This is a genomic window from Ensifer soli, assembly GCF_041928815.1.
Lineage (GTDB): Bacteria > Pseudomonadota > Alphaproteobacteria > Rhizobiales > Rhizobiaceae > JBHFEI01.
The window spans coordinates 71260-87302 of the sequence record NZ_JBHFEI010000012.1; the positions used below are offsets into that span (position 1 = coordinate 71260).

Below are 16043 nucleotides of genomic sequence, written 5' to 3' on the forward strand. Positions count from 1 at the left end.
GTCATGCGGCCTTCCGCTGCCGCTCCCGCTGGATCACTTCCGACGCCAATTGAAGATAAGCCTGGCTTCCCGCACATTTCAGATCATACAGGATGGCTGGCTTACCATAGGACGGCGCCTCCGAAACGCGAACATTTCTTGGGATCAGGGTGTGGTAGACCTTTTCCCCGAGATGCGTCCGCACATCATTGACGACCTGCTGCGCCAGGTTGTTGCGCGAGTCGAACATCGTCAACACGATGCCCTGAATGTCAAGACCGGGATTCACGGTCCGCCGAATCTGGTCGACGGTCTCGAGCAACTGGCTCAAACCTTCAAGTGCAAAGAATTCGCATTGCAAGGGAACGAGGACGGAATGCGCCGCCGCCATTGCATTCATCGTCAGGAGATTAAACGAAGGCGGGCAGTCCACCAGAATATAACTGTAGCGCAAAGCATCGGCGCCCTGCAAAGCTTTCCTTAGACGAAAGACCCTGTCGGCATCCTTCGAGATTTCCATTTCGATACCAAGCAGGTCCATCGTCGATGGAACGATCGAGAGATTGGGGACGGCGGTCTCCTGAGCCGTATCCCTCACACCGTGCGACCCGATCATCAATTCATAGGACGACACCCGCCGGTCGCGACGCTGAATGCCGAGGCCGGTGCTGGCGTTGCCCTGCGGATCGAGATCGACGATCAGGACATTTTCGCCGATCGCCGCCAGTGCGGTCGCCAGGTTGATCGCTGTCGTCGTCTTGCCGACACCGCCTTTCTGATTGGCGATGGTAATGATGCGATTTCGAGAGGCAATCATGAGCGCTTATCCACGAACGGGTTGCCGGGAGACGTTGCTGATCTCGAGGATAACCGAGTCACTTTCGATCACGCTTCGATGTTCTAACAGATCGAAGTGGAAGCGGCCAATCGCTTTGTCGAGCTCTGACGGATAATCCCTGCCTTTGTGAAAGAAACCGCGGCAGCGCGGTGACCGTTGAAACAACGGAAGGCTAAGCTCAAGCAACGTTGCAAGATCCGCGAGCGCTCTCGCCGATATCGCATTGGGGACAGGCAGGTCGAGCACAGCACTCTCAATCCGATGGGCATGAACCGTCGCGCGGGCGCCGGTTTCGGCGATCGCAGAGCGCAGGAACGCGGCTTTCTTATTGTTGCTCTCGACAAGATGAACATGCCCGTCGCCCATTTCGGTCAGAAAAATCGCCGTGATGATGCCGGGAAAGCCTCCGCCGCTTCCGAGGTCGACCCAGGTCTGGGGCTCAGGAGACAATTGGAAAATCTGCGCGCTGTCTGCGACATGGCGTTGCCACAGAGATGCTTTTGTCGAGGGCGCGATGAGATTTATCTTTGCAGACCATCGTTCGAAGAGCGATACGAAAATTGACAGCCGTTCCGCCGTTTCACGTGAAACACGCACTCCGTTTATTTCCTGAGCAGGACTCGGCATCAGTGCGCGTGCCCGGCATGCGGCCTTCCATGCAATGCATTTGCACGCTGGAGAATTCCCGTCAGTAACATCACTGCCGCAGGGGTCATGCCATCGATGCGCATGGCCTGCGCCATATTTCGCGGGCGGGCACGCCCGAGTTTTTGCTGCAGTTCGATCGAGAGACCGGGAATGCCACCAAAAGAGAAATCCATCGGAATTTCAATCCCCTCATCCGCCGAGAGACTACGAATGTCAGCTTTCTGCCGATCCAGATAGACGGAGTACTTAGCCTCGATCTCAATCGCCTCCGCCGTCCTCGACGATACTTCGGTCAGCAGAGAAGGCCAGATCTGTTGCAGTTGCGCCAGCGCGATCTCGTGATGTGACAGAAGATCATAGGCGGATCGTCGAACGCCATCCTGATTCAACTGAAGCCCGTGGCGACCGGCTTCTGTGGGTGTGATATCAACACCCTTCAGTGCAACTCTCGCTGTATCAAGCTCCGTCTGCCATTGCATGAATCGCTCTCGCCGTGCAGGTCCAACGCAACCGAGCCGAATTCCCAGAGGGGTCAGTCTCAAATCCGCATTGTCGGCGCGGAGCGTCAGCCGATATTCCGCGCGCGAGGTAAACATGCGATAGGGTTCTTCAATGCCGCGACTGGTCAGATCGTCGATCATGACGCCGAGATAGCTCTGACTGCGGCTAAAGGTGATCGGCGCATCGCCCGCCGCCCGCCGCGCGGCATTCAGCCCCGCAACAAGCCCTTGCGCCGCCGCCTCCTCATATCCCGTCGTACCATTGATCTGGCCGGCAAGGAACAGGCGGGGAACGCGAAGAACTTCGAGTGTTTGCGACAATTGCCTTGGGTCGACACAGTCATATTCTATCGCATACCCGGTTTGCAGGATTTTCACCCGTTCAAGACCGGTGATCGACCGAATAAACGTCTCCTGGACATCGGCGGGAAGAGAACTCGAGATGCCGTTGGGATAGACGGTATGGTCATCAAGACCTTCCGGTTCAAGGAAGATCTGATGACCATCTCGTTCGCCGAAACGGACGATCTTGTCCTCAATCGAGGGGCAATAGCGCGGTCCAACCCCTTCGATCTGACCGGAATACATGGCGGACAGATGCACATTGTCTGCAATGATCTTATGCGTTCGCTCATTCGTTCGGGTCACACCGCAATCGATCTGCGGATTCACGATCCGATCCGTCATGAAAGAGAAGGGTACAGGGTCTTCGTCCGCCGCTTGGCTGCCTATAGCGCCCCAGTTGATTGTTCTTCCATCAAGGCGCGCTGGCGTCCCTGTCTTCAATCGACCGAGACGAAGCTGAAAGCGGGAAAATGTCGCCGACAGCCCGAGCGACGGCTTCTCACCCACGCGCCCCGCCGGAATTTTCTGCTGGCCGATATGGATCAGCCCACGCAGAAATGTCCCGGTTGTGATGACCACGGCACCCGCGCGTAGGATCCGGCCATCTTGAAGAACGACACCCGTGACCTCGCCCTCATGTTGCTCAAGGTCAAACGCATCACCCTCCACGATGTCCAGCGTGTCGATCTCCGCCAGTTCCGCCTGCATCGCTTCACGATAAAGCTTGCGATCCGCCTGTGTTCGCGGTCCACGTACGGCCGGTCCCTTCTTGCGGTTCAGAAGGCGAAACTGGATCCCGGCGCGGTCCGCCACGCGCCCCATCAGACCATCCAGGGCATCGATCTCACGGACAAGGTGACCTTTGCCCAGGCCTCCGATCGCGGGATTGCAGGACATGACGCCGATGGACTCACGTTTGTGCGTGATCAATGCAGTTCGCGCGCCCAAGCGGCAAGCAGCACTTGCGGCTTCACACCCGGCGTGGCCGCCGCCGACGACGATGACATCATAGAGCACGATCTACCTCACTATACGACCCGGAAGGTGGTCGCGAATCGTTTCACGTGAAACCTTCATCGGGACTCGGCTGCGTTGTACAGCGCTACTTGCCGATACAGAACTCCGAGAATATCACATCAAGCAGATTTTCGACATCCACCCTGCCAGTGATACGCCCGAGGCTGTCTCCGGCTTGGCGAAGCTCCTCCGCTGCAATATCCAGGCCACGGTTGCGATGCGCGAGTGACGCGCGCACCGACGCCACGGTCTCCTTCAGACGATCATGATGCCGCCTTCGACCGGGCAGGGCGAGTCCACCCGTGGCCGGCAATTTCGGAAGATGTGCTTCAATAACGCCCACCAGTTCCGTCAATCCCCGTCCCGTGACGGCCGACACACCGAAACTTCCGGGTTCTTCCGCCGCTGTAGATATGTCGACTTTCGTGCGAACCCAGATCACCGGGACCAAGCATTCACTCGTGTCGATAAAGTCGGATGGCTCTTCGGAAAGCGAAAGAACCAGATGGGCTTTCGCCAGCGCCGCCTTGGCCCGTTTGATGCCTTCCTGCTCGACAATATCGGATGTCTCCTGAACGCCTGCCGTATCCGTGAGGCGGACGAGAAAGCCGGCAATGTTCAGTTCGACCTCGATCGTGTCCCGAGTCGTCCCGGCAATAGGCGTAACGATCGCCACGTCTCGACCCGCTAGGGCATTGAGGAGACTCGACTTGCCGGCATTCGGCTTACCGACAAGCACGACGTCAAAGCCGTCGCGGATAATCGCACTGATCTGCTGTCCGTCGATGTGACGCTCGATGTCCGACACCAGGTCCGACATATCCCGCCAGATCGTCTCGGCAATCGATCCGGGAACGTCGTCCTCGTCGGCAAAGTCGAGCTCTGCCTCGATCATCGCACGCGCGCGGGTCAGTCGATCGGCCCATGCCTGATAAAGATCAGACGTCTTGCCCGAATGCTGTTCCAGCGCAAGGCGTCGTTGAACTTCTGTTTCCGCAGCGATCAGATCGGCAAGTCCTTCGACCTCCACGAGGTCCATCTTTCCGAGCAAGAAGGCCCGCCGCGAAAATTCGCCTGGTTCCGCAAGCCTTAGACCGGGTATCGCGGCAAGTTCATTGACCAGTTTCTCGACGACAGCCCGACCGCCGTGAAGGTGCACTTCTGCGACGTCTTCACCCGTAAACGAAGTCGGAGCGGGAAAGAAAAGAACCAGACCCCTGTCAATCGTCGAGCCATCGCGACTCCGGAGCCTGCGCAGGGTCGCCTTTCGTGGCGACGGCACACCCGCCGCCACATTTTCAAGCACCGCCCGGGTCGCCGGTCCACTCACGCGAATGATGGCCACACCGGATGGCAGGGCGCCGCTCGACAGCGCATAGATCGTATCGTCCAGGGCCATCCGCCCCATGGCTCCCTGTGGTTCAATCGCGAACGTTGTCCAGACTCGGCCTCCAAGACGGGGACCGACGATAGAGAATCCGGCTAATGAAACCGATCGTGGATTACGTATTCATCGAGTCGAAGAAATCGCCATTGGTCTTGGTCTGTTTCAGCTTGTCGATGAGGAATTCGATCGCATCCGTCGTTCCCATCGGCGAAAGAATCCGGCGAAGAACGAAAATCTTCTGCAGGTCCTGACGCGGCACCAGCAGGTCTTCCTTGCGCGTGCCGGATTTCAGAATGTCCATCGCAGGGAAGATTCTCTTGTCTGCCACCTTGCGGTCGAGCACGATTTCGGAGTTGCCGGTTCCCTTGAACTCTTCGAAAATCACTTCATCCATGCGGCTGCCCGTGTCGATCAGGGCGGTGGCGATGATCGTCAGCGAGCCGCCCTCCTCGATGTTGCGAGCGGCGCCGAAGAACCGCTTCGGCCGCTGCAGGGCATTGGCGTCGACACCGCCGGTCAGGACCTTGCCGGACGAAGGCACCACGGTATTGTAGGCCCGGCCGAGGCGCGTGATCGAGTCGAGCAGGATGACGACGTCGCGTCCATGTTCCACGAGACGCTTCGCCTTCTCGATCACCATCTCGGCGACCTGGACATGGCGCGTCGCCGGCTCGTCGAAGGTCGAGGAGATGACCTCGCCCTTGACGGAGCGCTGCATGTCGGTGACTTCTTCCGGCCGCTCGTCGATCAGCAGCACGATCAGATAGCATTCCGGATGGTTTGCCGTGATCGAATGCGCGATGTTCTGCAGAAGCACCGTCTTGCCGGTGCGTGGCGGCGCGACGATCAGGCCGCGCTGCCCCTTGCCGAGCGGCGCCACCAGATCGATGACGCGGGGCGACAGGTCCTTCGAGGTCGGCACTTCGAGTTCCATCTTGAAGCGCTCGTTCGGGTAGAGCGGCGTCAGATTGTCGAAATGGACCTTATGGCGGATTTTTTCCGGATCGTCGAAATTGATCGTGTTGACCTTGAGCAGCGCGAAATAGCGCTCGCCTTCTTTCGGGCCCCGGATCGGCCCCTCGACGGTATCGCCGGTCTTCAACGAGAAGCGGCGGATCTGCGAGGGTGAGATGTAGATATCGTCGGGGCCGGGCAGGTAGTTCGCATTCGCCGAACGAAGGAAGCCGAAGCCGTCCTGCAGCAGTTCCACCACGCCCTCGCCGATGATCTCGACGTCCTGGCTCGCCAGCATCTTCAGGATCGCGAACATCAGCTCCTGCTTGCGCATGACGCTTGCATTCTCGACCTCGAGCGATTCGGCAAATGCCAGGAGATCGGTCGGAGTTTTGTTCTTCAAATCTTGAAGCTTCATTTCAGCCATGAATGATACCGTGCAGACTGGTATGGGAAGGACAGGCGTGTATTCAGGGAATGCGCCCCGATAGAGACATCGGGTCAGGCGCGGACACAGGCCACGAGAGAGGGGTTCGCGGAAAATAGCGATTCCCCGGATCGGCCGCAAGGGGGTCGCGGAAAATAGCCGCGGGAGGCGTCTGTCAGAAGGGCTTCACCACGGCCATGATGACGATGACGATCATCAGCAGCGTCGGCACTTCATTCATCAGCCGCCAGTGGCGCGGCGCGTGCCGCCGCTCGTCGCGGCTGAAGGACGCGACCGCCGAGGCGAAATACAAGTGTGTGACACTGAGCGCGAGCACCGCGAGAAGCTTGAGATGCAGCCATCCGCCCTGAAAGCCATAGACCGAGGCGGCCAGATAGAGGCCGATCGCCCAGGAGATCACCAGTGCCGGCCACATGATCACCGTCATCAGTCGCCGTTCCATGACCTTGAACGTTTCCGATTGCCGTGAACCCGGTTCCGCGTCGCAATGGTAGATGAACAACCTCGGGAGGTAGAGGAGGCCGGCCATCCAGGAGATCACCGCGATGATGTGCAGGGCCTTGGCCCAGAGATAGAGATCTGCCGGATCGGTGTGGAGCAGGACGGCAATCGCCAGGACGAAGACGACGATGGCCGTCGCTGCGCGCAACCGCGCCCTCCGGCCGGCGGATGCCCCCGCCTGCCGCTCCTCCGTCATGCGTTTCGCCCGCCGCGGACGCGCTCCACGAGGCGCGTCACATGCGCAGGGTCTGCCTGGGGCGTGATTCCATGGCCGAGATTGAAGATCAGCGGTCCCGAACCCAGCGCTTCCAGGATGCGGTCCACGCCCTCGTCCAGCGCCTGTCCGCCGGCAACCACGCGCATCGGATCAAGATTGCCCTGGACTGCGCCCTCCTCCTGCAGTTCCCGGGCGAAGTCGAGAGGAACGGTCCAGTCGAGGCCGACGACATCCGCGCGGGTCAGCCGGCGATAGTCCTTCAGCAGCAGGCCGGCGCCCTTGGCGAAGGCGATGATCTTCGCCTGCGGGCGTCGCGCCCGGACCGACGCGATCATCCGGCGGACCGGTTCGATCGCGAAGGCTGAAAATTCCTCGGGGCCGAGGACGCCGGCCCACGAATCGAAGATCTGCACCGCATCCGCCCCGGCATCGATCTGGGCAACCAGATAGTCGGCGGAGATATCGGCGAGAAGCGCGAGCAGCCGGGCGAACGCCTCCGGCTCGCGATAGGCGAAAAGGCGGGCCGGCGCCTGGTCCGGTGTCCCCTGGCCAGCGATCATATAGGTCGCGACCGTCCAGGGGGCGCCGCAGAAGCCGAGCAGCGCCGTCTCCGGCGGCAGGGCGCTGCGGATCCGGGCGACCGTCTCGAGGACCGGGGCGAGATGCGCCATGACACCCTCCGGATCCAGCGCCGCGATCCCCGCCACATCGATCGGATCGAGGCGCGGCCCGTGGCCTTCCTCGAAGCGGACATGGCGCGACAAGGCATCCGGGATCACCAGGATGTCGGAAAAGAGGATCGCCGCGTCGAAACCATAGCGGCGGATCGGCTGCAGCGTCACCTCCGTCGCCAGCGCCGGATTGTAGCAGAGGTCGAGAAAGCTCCCGGCCTCGGCCCGCGTCGCACGGTATTCGGGAAGGTAGCGTCCGGCCTGCCGCATCAGCCAGACCGGAGGGGGGCTCAGGGTCTTGCCGTCCATCACGTCAAGGAGGCGTCGTCTCGCTGCGAGGCTCACGGTGGTTCCAGTCTTAAAAAAGAAATCCGATCTCAGAAGATTTCTATTTCTTAGAGTCGGTGTCTATCAAGGATTAAACGAAATCCGCCGCCTGTCCACGTCGCGCGCGCAATCCGGACGCAGGCTGTGAACAAAGCCCTGTTCTGATCGTCGAAAAACGGTGATGAGAAAGAAACATCTGTCGAAACAAGGCTTTCGATGGTAGGGAGATGCGGGGGAGCCTGTGGATGGGAAGGGGATATCGGCGATGCGGCATGTCGCGCCATGAGTCTTCTCCACAGGCGCGCCGGGACACTGTTCCGTCGCAGTGGCGCTGTGGATGAACGCTCGGTTTTCCCGCAGCGAAGGCATCGGCCGCACCTTCACCCCTGTTCATCCCGCCTTGTCCACATGCCGAGGAGATTATCGTGGAGAGTTCGAAAAACTACTTTCACCTTCACCTGATCTCCGATTCGACCGGAGAGACGCTGATCGCCGCCGGCCGCGCGGCGGCGGCGCAGTTCCAATCCTACCAGGCGCTCGAGCATGTCTATCCGCTGATCCGCAATCGCAAGCAGGTCGGCCAGGTGCTGGAGGCGATCGACGCCAAGCCCGGCATCGTGCTCTACACCATCGTCGAGCGGGAGCTCGCGAGCCTGATCGACCAGCGCTGCAGGGAGATGGGCGTGCCCTCCGTCTCGGTGCTCGATCCGGTGATCGACCTGTTCCAGACCTATCTCGGCTCGCCGTCGCGTCGTCGTTCCGGTGCGCAGCATGTCATGGACGCCGACTATTTTGCCCGCATCGACGCACTGAACTTCACCATGGACCACGACGACGGCCAGATGCCGGCCGATTTCGACGATGCCGACGTCGTCCTGCTCGGCATCAGCCGGACATCGAAGACGCCAACCAGCATCTACCTCGCCAATCGCGGCATCCGCACGGCGAACATTCCGATCATCGCCGGCGTGCCGCTGCCGGAGCGGCTGATGCAGGCAACCAAGCCGCTCGTCGTCTGCCTGATCGCCACGGTCGACCGCATCTCGCAGGTGCGCCAGCATCGCATCCTCGGCACGGCGAAAGGGTTTCACGGCGACGACTATATCGACCGGGCGGTTATCGCCGAAGAGCTGAAATATGCCCGGGCGCTGTGCGCCCGCAACGGCTGGCCGATCATCGACGTGACGCGGCGCTCGATCGAGGAAACCGCGGCCGCGATCGTTGCGCTGCGGCCGAGGCTGCGCTAAGGCGGGTCACCTCCCTTACGAGCCGGAGCCACCGATGTCCTCCCTTGTTCTCGCCTCGACCAGTCCGTTTCGACGCGCCCTTCTGACACAGGCAGGCCTCGTCTTCGAGACTGCCGCCGCGACGATCGATGAACGGGCGATCGGTGCGCCTCTGGAAGAAAGCGCTATGCCGCCGGACGGGATCGCCCAGCGTCTCGCGGATGAAAAGGCCCTGGATGTCAGCCGCCGCTCACCGGGCGCGCTTGTCATCGGCGCCGACCAGACGCTCTCGGTCGGATCGGATATCCTGCACAAGCCCGACGGCCGCGAAGGCGCGCTCCGGACCCTTCGACGCCTGTCGGGGCAAACCCATCGGCTGAACAGCGCGGTCGCGCTGGCGCAGGACGGGGCCGTGCTGTGGCGCCACGTGTCCCTTGCCGACCTGACGATGCGGCCGCTGGGCGAGGATTTCATCGCCCGCTACCTCGACAGGGTGGGCCCGCGGGTCTTCGCAAGTGTCGGCGCCTACCAGCTCGAGGCGGAGGGCGTGCAGCTCTTCGAGCGGATCGAGGGCGACTATTTCACCATCATCGGCTTGCCGATGCTGCCCTTGCTGGCGAAATTGCGGGAGCTTCGCGTCATCGATGCATGATTCACGTGAAACAATCATTAACCATGCCTTCGTTGCCGGCTATCCGATCCGTCACTCCCGGTCGCCGTTGATCCATGGCCACTGGCTGAAGACCTTCGGTCTTCCCGGCAGCTACCGGGCGATCGAGGTGGCACCGGCAGAGTTTCCCGGGTTTCTCCAGGGCCTTGCGGCGGGCGAACGCGGCCTCGTCGGCGGCAATGTCACGATCCCGCACAAGGAGACCGCCTTCGCCCTCGCCGAACGGCCGGACGACATCGCCCGCGAGCTCGGCGCCGCCAACACGCTCTGGCGCGAGGAGGGAAGGCTGCATGCGACCAATACCGACGGCCATGGCTTCGTCGCCAATCTCGATGAACGCGCGCCCGGCTGGGACAGGGCGACGTCCGCCGTGGTCCTCGGCGCCGGCGGAGCGAGCCGGGCGGTCATCCAGGCCATCCGCGACCGCGGCATCCGCGACATCCGCGTGGTCAACCGCACGGTGGCGCGCGCGCGCGAACTGGCGGACCGCTTCGGCGCGGCGGTCAGCGCTCATCCCGTGGCGGCGCTGCCGGAGCTGCTGCACGGGGCCGGATTTTTCGTCAACACCACCTCGCTCGGCATGGACGGAGACGCGGCGCCGGTGCTCGATTTCCGCGACATGGCACCCGATGCCGTGGTGACGGACATCGTCTACGTGCCGCTGATGACGCCCTTCCTGCAGCAGGCGCAGTCCCAGGGGCTGCGCACCGCCGATGGTCTCGGCATGCTGCTGCATCAGGCAGCACCCGGCTTCGAGCGCTGGTTCGGCCGCCGCCCCGTGATCGACGAGACGCTGCGGGCCCTGATCGTCGACGACATGACCCGCCACGCATGATCGTGCTCGGCCTCACCGGATCGATCGGCACGGGAAAGACGACGACTGCCGCCCTCTTTGCCGAGCGCGGCGTGCCCGTACACGATGCGGACCAGGCGGTGCATGCCCTCTATGCCGGTGCGGCCGTTCAGCCTGTGGAAGCGGCGTTTCCCGGCGTCGTCTGCGACGGCGTCGTCGACCGTGCGCTGCTCTCACGACGGCTTGCCGCCGAGCCGCATCGCTTCGCCGAACTGGAACGGATGATCCATCCGCTGGTCCGCGCGCGGGAGACGGCGTTTCTTGACGCCCATCGCGCCGCCGGGGCGCCGCTGGTGCTCCTCGACATACCGCTCCTCTTCGAGACGGGGGCAGAGGCGCGCGTCGACCGCGTCGTCGTCGTCACCTGCGATCCCGCGATCCAGCGGCAGCGCGTTCTCGCGCGACCGGGGATGACGGCGGAGAAATTCGCCCTCGTGCTCGGCCGGCAGATGGCCGACCGCGACAAGTGCGCCCGCGCCGACTATATCATCGACACGGGTCGGGGAATGGATGCGGCGCGCGCCCGGGTCGATGCGATCCTGCGCGACCTTGACAGCGAGGGAGACTGAGCATGCGCGAGATCATCTTCGACACGGAAACCACCGGCCTCGATGCACGCGAGGACCGGATCATCGAAATCGGCGGCGTCGAGCTCGACCGGCAGTTCCCGACCGGCCGCACGTTTCACGTCTACATCAACCCGGCCGACCGCAAGGTGCATCCGGACGCCCTGGCGATCCACGGGATCACCGACGAGTTCCTCAAAGACAAGCCGGTCTTCGCCGACATCGTCGAGGCGATGCTCGCCTTCTTCGGAGATGCCCGCTGGGTGGCGCACAACGCCACCTTCGACATGGGGTTCATCAATGCGGAACTGCAGCGCCTCGGCCGGCCGCCGGTCGCCCCGGACCGGGTGACCGACACGCTGGCGCTGGCCCGGCGCAAGCATCCGATGGGACCGAACTCGCTCGACGCGCTCTGCCGGCGCTACGGCATCGACAATTCGCACCGGACCCGGCACGGCGCGCTGCTCGACTGCGAGCTTCTCGCCGAAGTCTATATCGAGATGCTCGGCGGGCGGCAGGCAGCACTCGGCCTGACGGCGCGTCAGGATCGCGACGCGCGCGCGGAGGCCGAGAGCGACGGGCCGGTATCGCTCGCCCGTCCGGAACCGCTTCCCGCGCGGCTGGATACGGCCCAGATCGAGGCGCATCACGCGCTCCTCAAGCGGATCGGCGACAAGGCGATCTGGCGGCGCTACACCGATGTCTGAACGCGGCGCATGAAAAACCCCCGGCATCGCGTGACACCGGGGGTTCGTGTCGTCGAGATCCGACAATCCGCCGCGATCAGTTGGTCACATTCGTATTGGCGACCTGCGCGCGAACCTTTTCCTCGGCCATGCGCTGCGTGAACATCTGGGCGAAGTCGATCGGATCGATCAGCAGCGGCGGGAAGCCGCCATTGCGCGTGGCGTCCGAAACGATCTGGCGGGCGAAGGGGAAGAGCAGGCGCGGGCACTCGATGAAGAGCAGCGGCAGCATATGCTCCTGCGGGAAACCGGTGACGCGGAAGACGCCGCCATAGGCGAGCTCGACGTTGAAGAGAACCTTGTCGCCTTCCTTCGCCTCGGCCGTCAGCGACAGGACCACGTCGAACTCGGTCTCCGACAGCGGATTGGCGTTGACGTTGACGTTGATGCCGATGGCCGGCGCCCGCTCGCGCGCCTGCAGCGACCGGGGAGCGCCCGGATTCTCGAAGGAGAAATCCTTGGTATACTGCGCGAGAATGTTGAGGGACGGGCTTTCGGCCGTGGTGCCGTTCGGCGACGTGGCGGTATCGGTGCTCATGAGGTTTCCTCGCCCTTGAGAAGTCTGGTCTGTAATGAGGGTGAGGTGACCTAGCACTTCGCCGGAACCCTTACAACCCTGGCGCCTCAGCCCTTCGGGTCGCCCGGCGGCAGGTCGCGCGGCGCGCCATGGGAGAATTCGCCGGCGTCGAGATCGATGACGCGCGGGTCGTGCGCATCGGGGCGGCCGGTGCTCCGGCTGGTCGACCAGGAGAAGCCGGCCCGCCCGCCGGTGGCGGTTGCGCTCAGGGCCATGCGCTTCCAGATCGCGTCGCGCACGGCCGGCAGGAAGAGGACGAGGCCGGCAATGTCGCTGATGAAGCCGGGGATGATCAGAAGCACCGCGGCGACGGCGAGAAGCGCGCCGTGCACGAGTTCGCGGCCCGGGTCGCCGCCGGAGGCCGCCTTGCTGCGCAGGCGATTGATCAGGCCGAAACCCTGGTGGCGCAGCAGCGCCACGCCGACGAAGACGCCGGCAACGACGAGGCAGAGCGTCGGCAGGAGCCCGATCGCCTTACCGACGACGATAAAGCCGGCGATCTCGGCGAGCGGCAGCGCCAGGACAACGAGAGGGAGGAGCCCGCGCATCATCGCGTCCGGCCCGCCCCGATGATCCTGCCCGTCCCGCCTGCCGCCACGCGCGCCCCCGTCCGATATCGCATTTGAATGATCTTTCCTTGCAGACTATATGGGGTGGAGAAAATAGAATGAACAGCGGTAGCGGATCGACATGGGCTCATTTGATTTCATCACATTGTTTTTTCTCGTGGCCGCTGTCATCATCTTTCTGCAGTTGCGCAGCGTTCTCGGCCGGCGCACCGGGCGCGAGCGGCCACCCTTCGACCCTTTTTCCCCGCGCGATGCCGCCGAGCGGCCCGAGGCGCAGGATAACGGGAAAGTGATCCAGCTGCCGCGGCGCGATGGCAATGGCGAGGAAACCGACACCCGCTATCAGCGCGTCGACAGCTTCGCCCCCGCCGGCACGCCGCTGAATGCCAGCCTGCGCCAGATCGTCGACGCGGATCCGACCTTTGATCCGAAGGAATTCGTCAACGGTGCCCGCATCGCCTACGAGATGATCGTGCTCGCCTTCGCCGATGGCGACCGCAAGACGCTGAAGGGCCTCTTGTCGCGCGAGGTCTATGACGGGTTCGAGGCGGCGATCGCCGAACGCGAGTCGCGCGGCGAGGTGATGAAGTCCACCTTTGTCGGCATCGAGAAGGCCGACATCACCCATGCCGAGATGCGCAAGACCGAGGCGAGCCTGACGCTGCGCATCGTCAGCCAGCTGATCTCGGCGACCTACGACAAGGCGGGAACGCTGATCGAGGGCGATGCGGAGGCGGTGGCCGAGGTCAACGACCTCTGGACCTTCTCGCGCGACCTGCGCTCGCGCGATCCGAACTGGAAGCTGATCGCCACCGAATCCGAAACCTGACGCGTGCCATGGCGCCGGCCTTCGCCCTCCAGCCTGTCCGCTTCGACGACCTGCCCGGCTGGGCGGAGGATGACCCGCGCCCCGTCATCCGCGCGATGCGGCGCTGCCATGCCCATGTCACCGGCGTGAAACCCTATCGGACCGGTGCGCTGGGCGTGACCAGCGCCGAACTGCTGCCTGCGCTCGATGCCGCGCGATCCTTCGATCTCGATGCGTCGGCGGAGGTCGCCCGGCGGTTCTTCGAGGCGGCGTTCGTGCCGTTCCGGGTGACCCTGCCCGACGGGAAGACCGGGTTCGTCACCGCTTTCTACGAGCCGGAGGTTCCGGTTGCCGGGCGGCCGGACGATGAGTTCCGCTATGCTTTCTACCGGCGTCCCGCCGATCTCGTCGATGTCGAGGGGCAGGACCGTCCTCCCGGTCTCGATCCCGCCTTCGCCTTCGCCCGCCGGGTCGGAGACAGTCTGACCGCCTATCCCGACCGGCGCGCGATCGACGAGGGGTTTCTGGAGGGACGCGGTCTCGAGATCGCCTGGGCGCGGTCGAAGGTCGATGTTTTCTTCGCCCATGTGCAGGGCGCGGCGCGGCTCGTCTTTCCCGACGGAACGATACGGCGGGTGACCTATGCGGCAAAGACCGGCCACCCCTTTTCCGCGATCGGCCGGCTGCTGATCGACGAGGGCAGGATCGATCCGGAGACCGTGTCTATGGCGACGATCCGCGCCTATCTCGCCGATCACCCGGGTGATGTCGACCGCGTCCTCTGGCACAATCGCTCCTACATTTTCTTCCGCGAGGCAGAGGTCGACGATGCCGGCCTCGGGCCGGTCGCAGCGGCAAAGGTGGCGCTGGAGCCCGGCCGGTCGCTCGCGGTCGATCGCCTGATCCACACGTTCGGCACGCCCTTCTTCGTCCGCAGCGACACGCTCACCCACATGGACGGAGGCCGGCCGTTCCGGCGGCTGATGCTGGCGCTCGACACCGGGTCCGCGATCGTCGGCCCGGCGCGCGGCGATATCTTCACCGGTTCCGGCGACGCGGCCGGCCGGCTTGCGGGCGGTGTGCGAAACGCGGCCGACGTCGTCGTCCTGATCCCGCGGGCGGCGGCGGAGCGGTATGGCGGCCATGGCACGCAGTAAGACGCTTTCCGACGAGGACCGCATCCTCTGGGGGCGGGTGATGCGCCATACCAAGCCGCTGAAGGGGCGGGCTGTCGACGCGGAGGTGCCGTCCACGACGGTGGAGAAGGCCGCCGTCGAGCCTGCGGCTCCGGCCCAGCCTGCATCCTCCCTCAAGGCGGAGGCCGGCCGTCCCGCCGAGGGCAGCGGCCGCGCGGCGCCGGTGCACCATCCGCTGGAGCGGCCGGTGAAGCGCAAGATCGCCAAGGGCCGCCTGGAGCTGGAGGCGCGCCTCGACCTGCACGGCATGTTCCAGGGCGAGGCGCATTTTCTCCTCCTCGATTTCATCCGCCGCGCCCATGGACGGGGCTTGCGCCATGTCCTCGTCATCACCGGCAAAGGAACCTCCTTCGGCAGCGATGGGGCCTTGAAGCGGGCAGTGCCGCTCTGGTTCTCCCTGCCGGAGTTCCGCCACATGATCTCGTCCTACGAACCGGCGGCGCGCAATCATGGCGGCGAGGGCGCGCTCTATGTCCGCCTTGCCCGCCGTCCCGGGAGCGTGCCGTGATCACGCCCTTCGGCGCGGCGGTGCAGGAACTCCGGCGCCGCAAGGGCGTCTCGCAGAAGGAGATGGCCGAGGCGATCGGCGTCTCGGCCGCCTATCTCTCCGCGCTCGAGCATGGCCGGCGCGGCGCACCGAGTTTCGAGTTCCTGCAGCGCGTCGCCGGCTTCTTCAACGTCATCTGGGACGAGGCCGACGACCTCTTCCGCCTGGCGCGCCTGTCCGACCCGCGCGTGGTCATCGATGCGGCCGGCCTTTCCGCCGCCCATCTTGCCTTCCTGAACCGGCTGAAGGCCGAGTTTCGCGAGATTCCCGCCTCCGTCATCGCCGAGATGGAGGAGGTTTTGGAGAAACGCCGATTTCCTGATAAGGAGGAGCGATGATCCACCGGAAAACGGCTGTCGCGCGCTTCCGCGGCATTCCGAACCGGGGCCCTCTTGCCTATAGTCGCCGGGGACCTCCGGCGATGATTCGGCATCCGTTCGGGTCCCCTTGAAC

Annotated in this window: 18 protein-coding genes; 9 read left to right on the forward strand and 9 right to left on the reverse strand. The window is 63.7% G+C overall.

Annotated features, from left to right (window positions below):
• Position 1: 1 nt before the first annotated feature.
• The 7 genes from ACEVQ6_RS17860 to hemE all read right to left on the reverse strand — a co-directional run bounded on the left by ACEVQ6_RS17860 (position 2) and on the right by hemE (position 7850).
• The gene (locus tag ACEVQ6_RS17860; RefSeq protein ID WP_374890393.1) at positions 2-796 is read right to left on the reverse strand and encodes a ParA family protein; all 795 of its coding nucleotides are present in this window, start codon (positions 794-796) and stop codon (positions 2-4) included.
• Positions 797-802: 6 nt separating this feature from the next.
• A complete protein-coding gene (gene rsmG, locus ACEVQ6_RS17865; protein ID WP_374890394.1) occupies positions 803-1444 on the reverse strand; it encodes a 16S rRNA (guanine(527)-N(7))-methyltransferase RsmG in 642 nt (213 codons plus the stop codon).
• Positions 1444-3330, reverse strand: a complete 1887-nt coding sequence (gene mnmG, locus ACEVQ6_RS17870) for a tRNA uridine-5-carboxymethylaminomethyl(34) synthesis enzyme MnmG (protein WP_374890468.1) — start codon at positions 3328-3330, stop codon at positions 1444-1446. The genes rsmG and mnmG overlap by 1 nt, the downstream gene beginning before the upstream one ends.
• An 82-nt stretch (positions 3331-3412) precedes the next feature.
• Positions 3413-4726, reverse strand: coding sequence for a tRNA uridine-5-carboxymethylaminomethyl(34) synthesis GTPase MnmE (gene mnmE / locus ACEVQ6_RS17875; RefSeq protein WP_374890395.1), 1314 nt, complete (start codon positions 4724-4726; stop codon positions 3413-3415).
• A 103-nt stretch (positions 4727-4829) separates the two neighbouring features.
• Positions 4830-6095, reverse strand: a complete 1266-nt coding sequence (gene rho / locus ACEVQ6_RS17880) for a transcription termination factor Rho (protein ID WP_374890396.1) — start codon at positions 6093-6095, stop codon at positions 4830-4832.
• Between the two features lie 175 nt (positions 6096-6270).
• Positions 6271-6813: a protoporphyrinogen oxidase HemJ gene (hemJ, locus tag ACEVQ6_RS17885; protein ID WP_374890397.1), complete on the reverse strand. Its 543-nt coding sequence runs from the start codon at positions 6811-6813 to the stop codon at positions 6271-6273.
• Positions 6810-7850: a uroporphyrinogen decarboxylase gene (hemE, locus tag ACEVQ6_RS17890; protein WP_374890398.1), complete on the reverse strand. Its 1041-nt coding sequence runs from the start codon at positions 7848-7850 to the stop codon at positions 6810-6812. The genes hemJ and hemE overlap by 4 nt, the downstream gene beginning before the upstream one ends.
• Before the next feature lie 407 nt (positions 7851-8257).
• Between hemE and ACEVQ6_RS17895 the strand changes: the two genes are divergently transcribed.
• From ACEVQ6_RS17895 to dnaQ, 5 genes are read left to right on the forward strand one after another with little or no spacing between them, the layout of a single operon-like run.
• Positions 8258-9079, forward strand: coding sequence for a pyruvate, water dikinase regulatory protein (locus tag ACEVQ6_RS17895; protein WP_374890399.1), 822 nt, complete (start codon positions 8258-8260; stop codon positions 9077-9079).
• Between the two features lie 34 nt (positions 9080-9113).
• Positions 9114-9710, forward strand: a complete 597-nt coding sequence (locus ACEVQ6_RS17900) for a Maf-like protein (protein ID WP_374890400.1) — start codon at positions 9114-9116, stop codon at positions 9708-9710.
• Positions 9703-10563: a shikimate dehydrogenase gene (locus ACEVQ6_RS17905; protein ID WP_374890401.1), complete on the forward strand. Its 861-nt coding sequence runs from the start codon at positions 9703-9705 to the stop codon at positions 10561-10563. Before ACEVQ6_RS17900 ends, ACEVQ6_RS17905 begins: the two co-directional genes overlap by 8 nt.
• Positions 10560-11150, forward strand: coding sequence for a dephospho-CoA kinase (coaE, locus tag ACEVQ6_RS17910; protein WP_374890402.1), 591 nt, complete (start codon positions 10560-10562; stop codon positions 11148-11150). The genes ACEVQ6_RS17905 and coaE overlap by 4 nt, the downstream gene beginning before the upstream one ends.
• Before the next feature lie 2 nt (positions 11151-11152).
• Positions 11153-11854, forward strand: coding sequence for a DNA polymerase III subunit epsilon (gene dnaQ, locus ACEVQ6_RS17915; protein ID WP_374890403.1), 702 nt, complete (start codon positions 11153-11155; stop codon positions 11852-11854).
• A gap of 76 nt (positions 11855-11930) precedes the next feature.
• Here dnaQ and secB read toward each other — a convergent pair whose 3' ends face one another.
• Complete coding sequence (gene secB, locus ACEVQ6_RS17920) at positions 11931-12431, reverse strand: protein-export chaperone SecB (protein WP_374890404.1); 501 nt, start codon at positions 12429-12431, stop codon at positions 11931-11933.
• 86 nt (positions 12432-12517) lie between these two features.
• The gene (locus tag ACEVQ6_RS17925; RefSeq protein WP_374890405.1) at positions 12518-13018 is read right to left on the reverse strand and encodes an FxsA family protein; all 501 of its coding nucleotides are present in this window, start codon (positions 13016-13018) and stop codon (positions 12518-12520) included.
• 142 nt (positions 13019-13160) lie between these two features.
• Between ACEVQ6_RS17925 and ACEVQ6_RS17930 the strand changes: the two genes are divergently transcribed.
• Genes ACEVQ6_RS17930 through ACEVQ6_RS17945 form a run of 4 tightly spaced genes read left to right on the forward strand, consistent with a single transcriptional unit; the run spans position 13161 to position 15928 of the window.
• Positions 13161-13868 carry a Tim44/TimA family putative adaptor protein gene (locus ACEVQ6_RS17930; protein ID WP_374890406.1) on the forward strand — a complete coding sequence of 236 codons (708 nt, stop codon included), beginning with the start codon at positions 13161-13163 and terminating at the stop codon, positions 13866-13868.
• A gap of 8 nt (positions 13869-13876) precedes the next feature.
• Positions 13877-15004 carry a murein transglycosylase A gene (mltA, locus tag ACEVQ6_RS17935; protein WP_374890407.1) on the forward strand — a complete coding sequence of 376 codons (1128 nt, stop codon included), beginning with the start codon at positions 13877-13879 and terminating at the stop codon, positions 15002-15004.
• Positions 14991-15551 carry a Smr/MutS family protein gene (locus tag ACEVQ6_RS17940; RefSeq protein WP_374890408.1) on the forward strand — a complete coding sequence of 187 codons (561 nt, stop codon included), beginning with the start codon at positions 14991-14993 and terminating at the stop codon, positions 15549-15551. Before mltA ends, ACEVQ6_RS17940 begins: the two co-directional genes overlap by 14 nt.
• Positions 15551-15928, forward strand: a complete 378-nt coding sequence (locus ACEVQ6_RS17945; protein WP_374890469.1) for a helix-turn-helix domain-containing protein — start codon at positions 15551-15553, stop codon at positions 15926-15928. Before ACEVQ6_RS17940 ends, ACEVQ6_RS17945 begins: the two co-directional genes overlap by 1 nt.
• Positions 15929-16043: the final 115 nt, after the last annotated feature.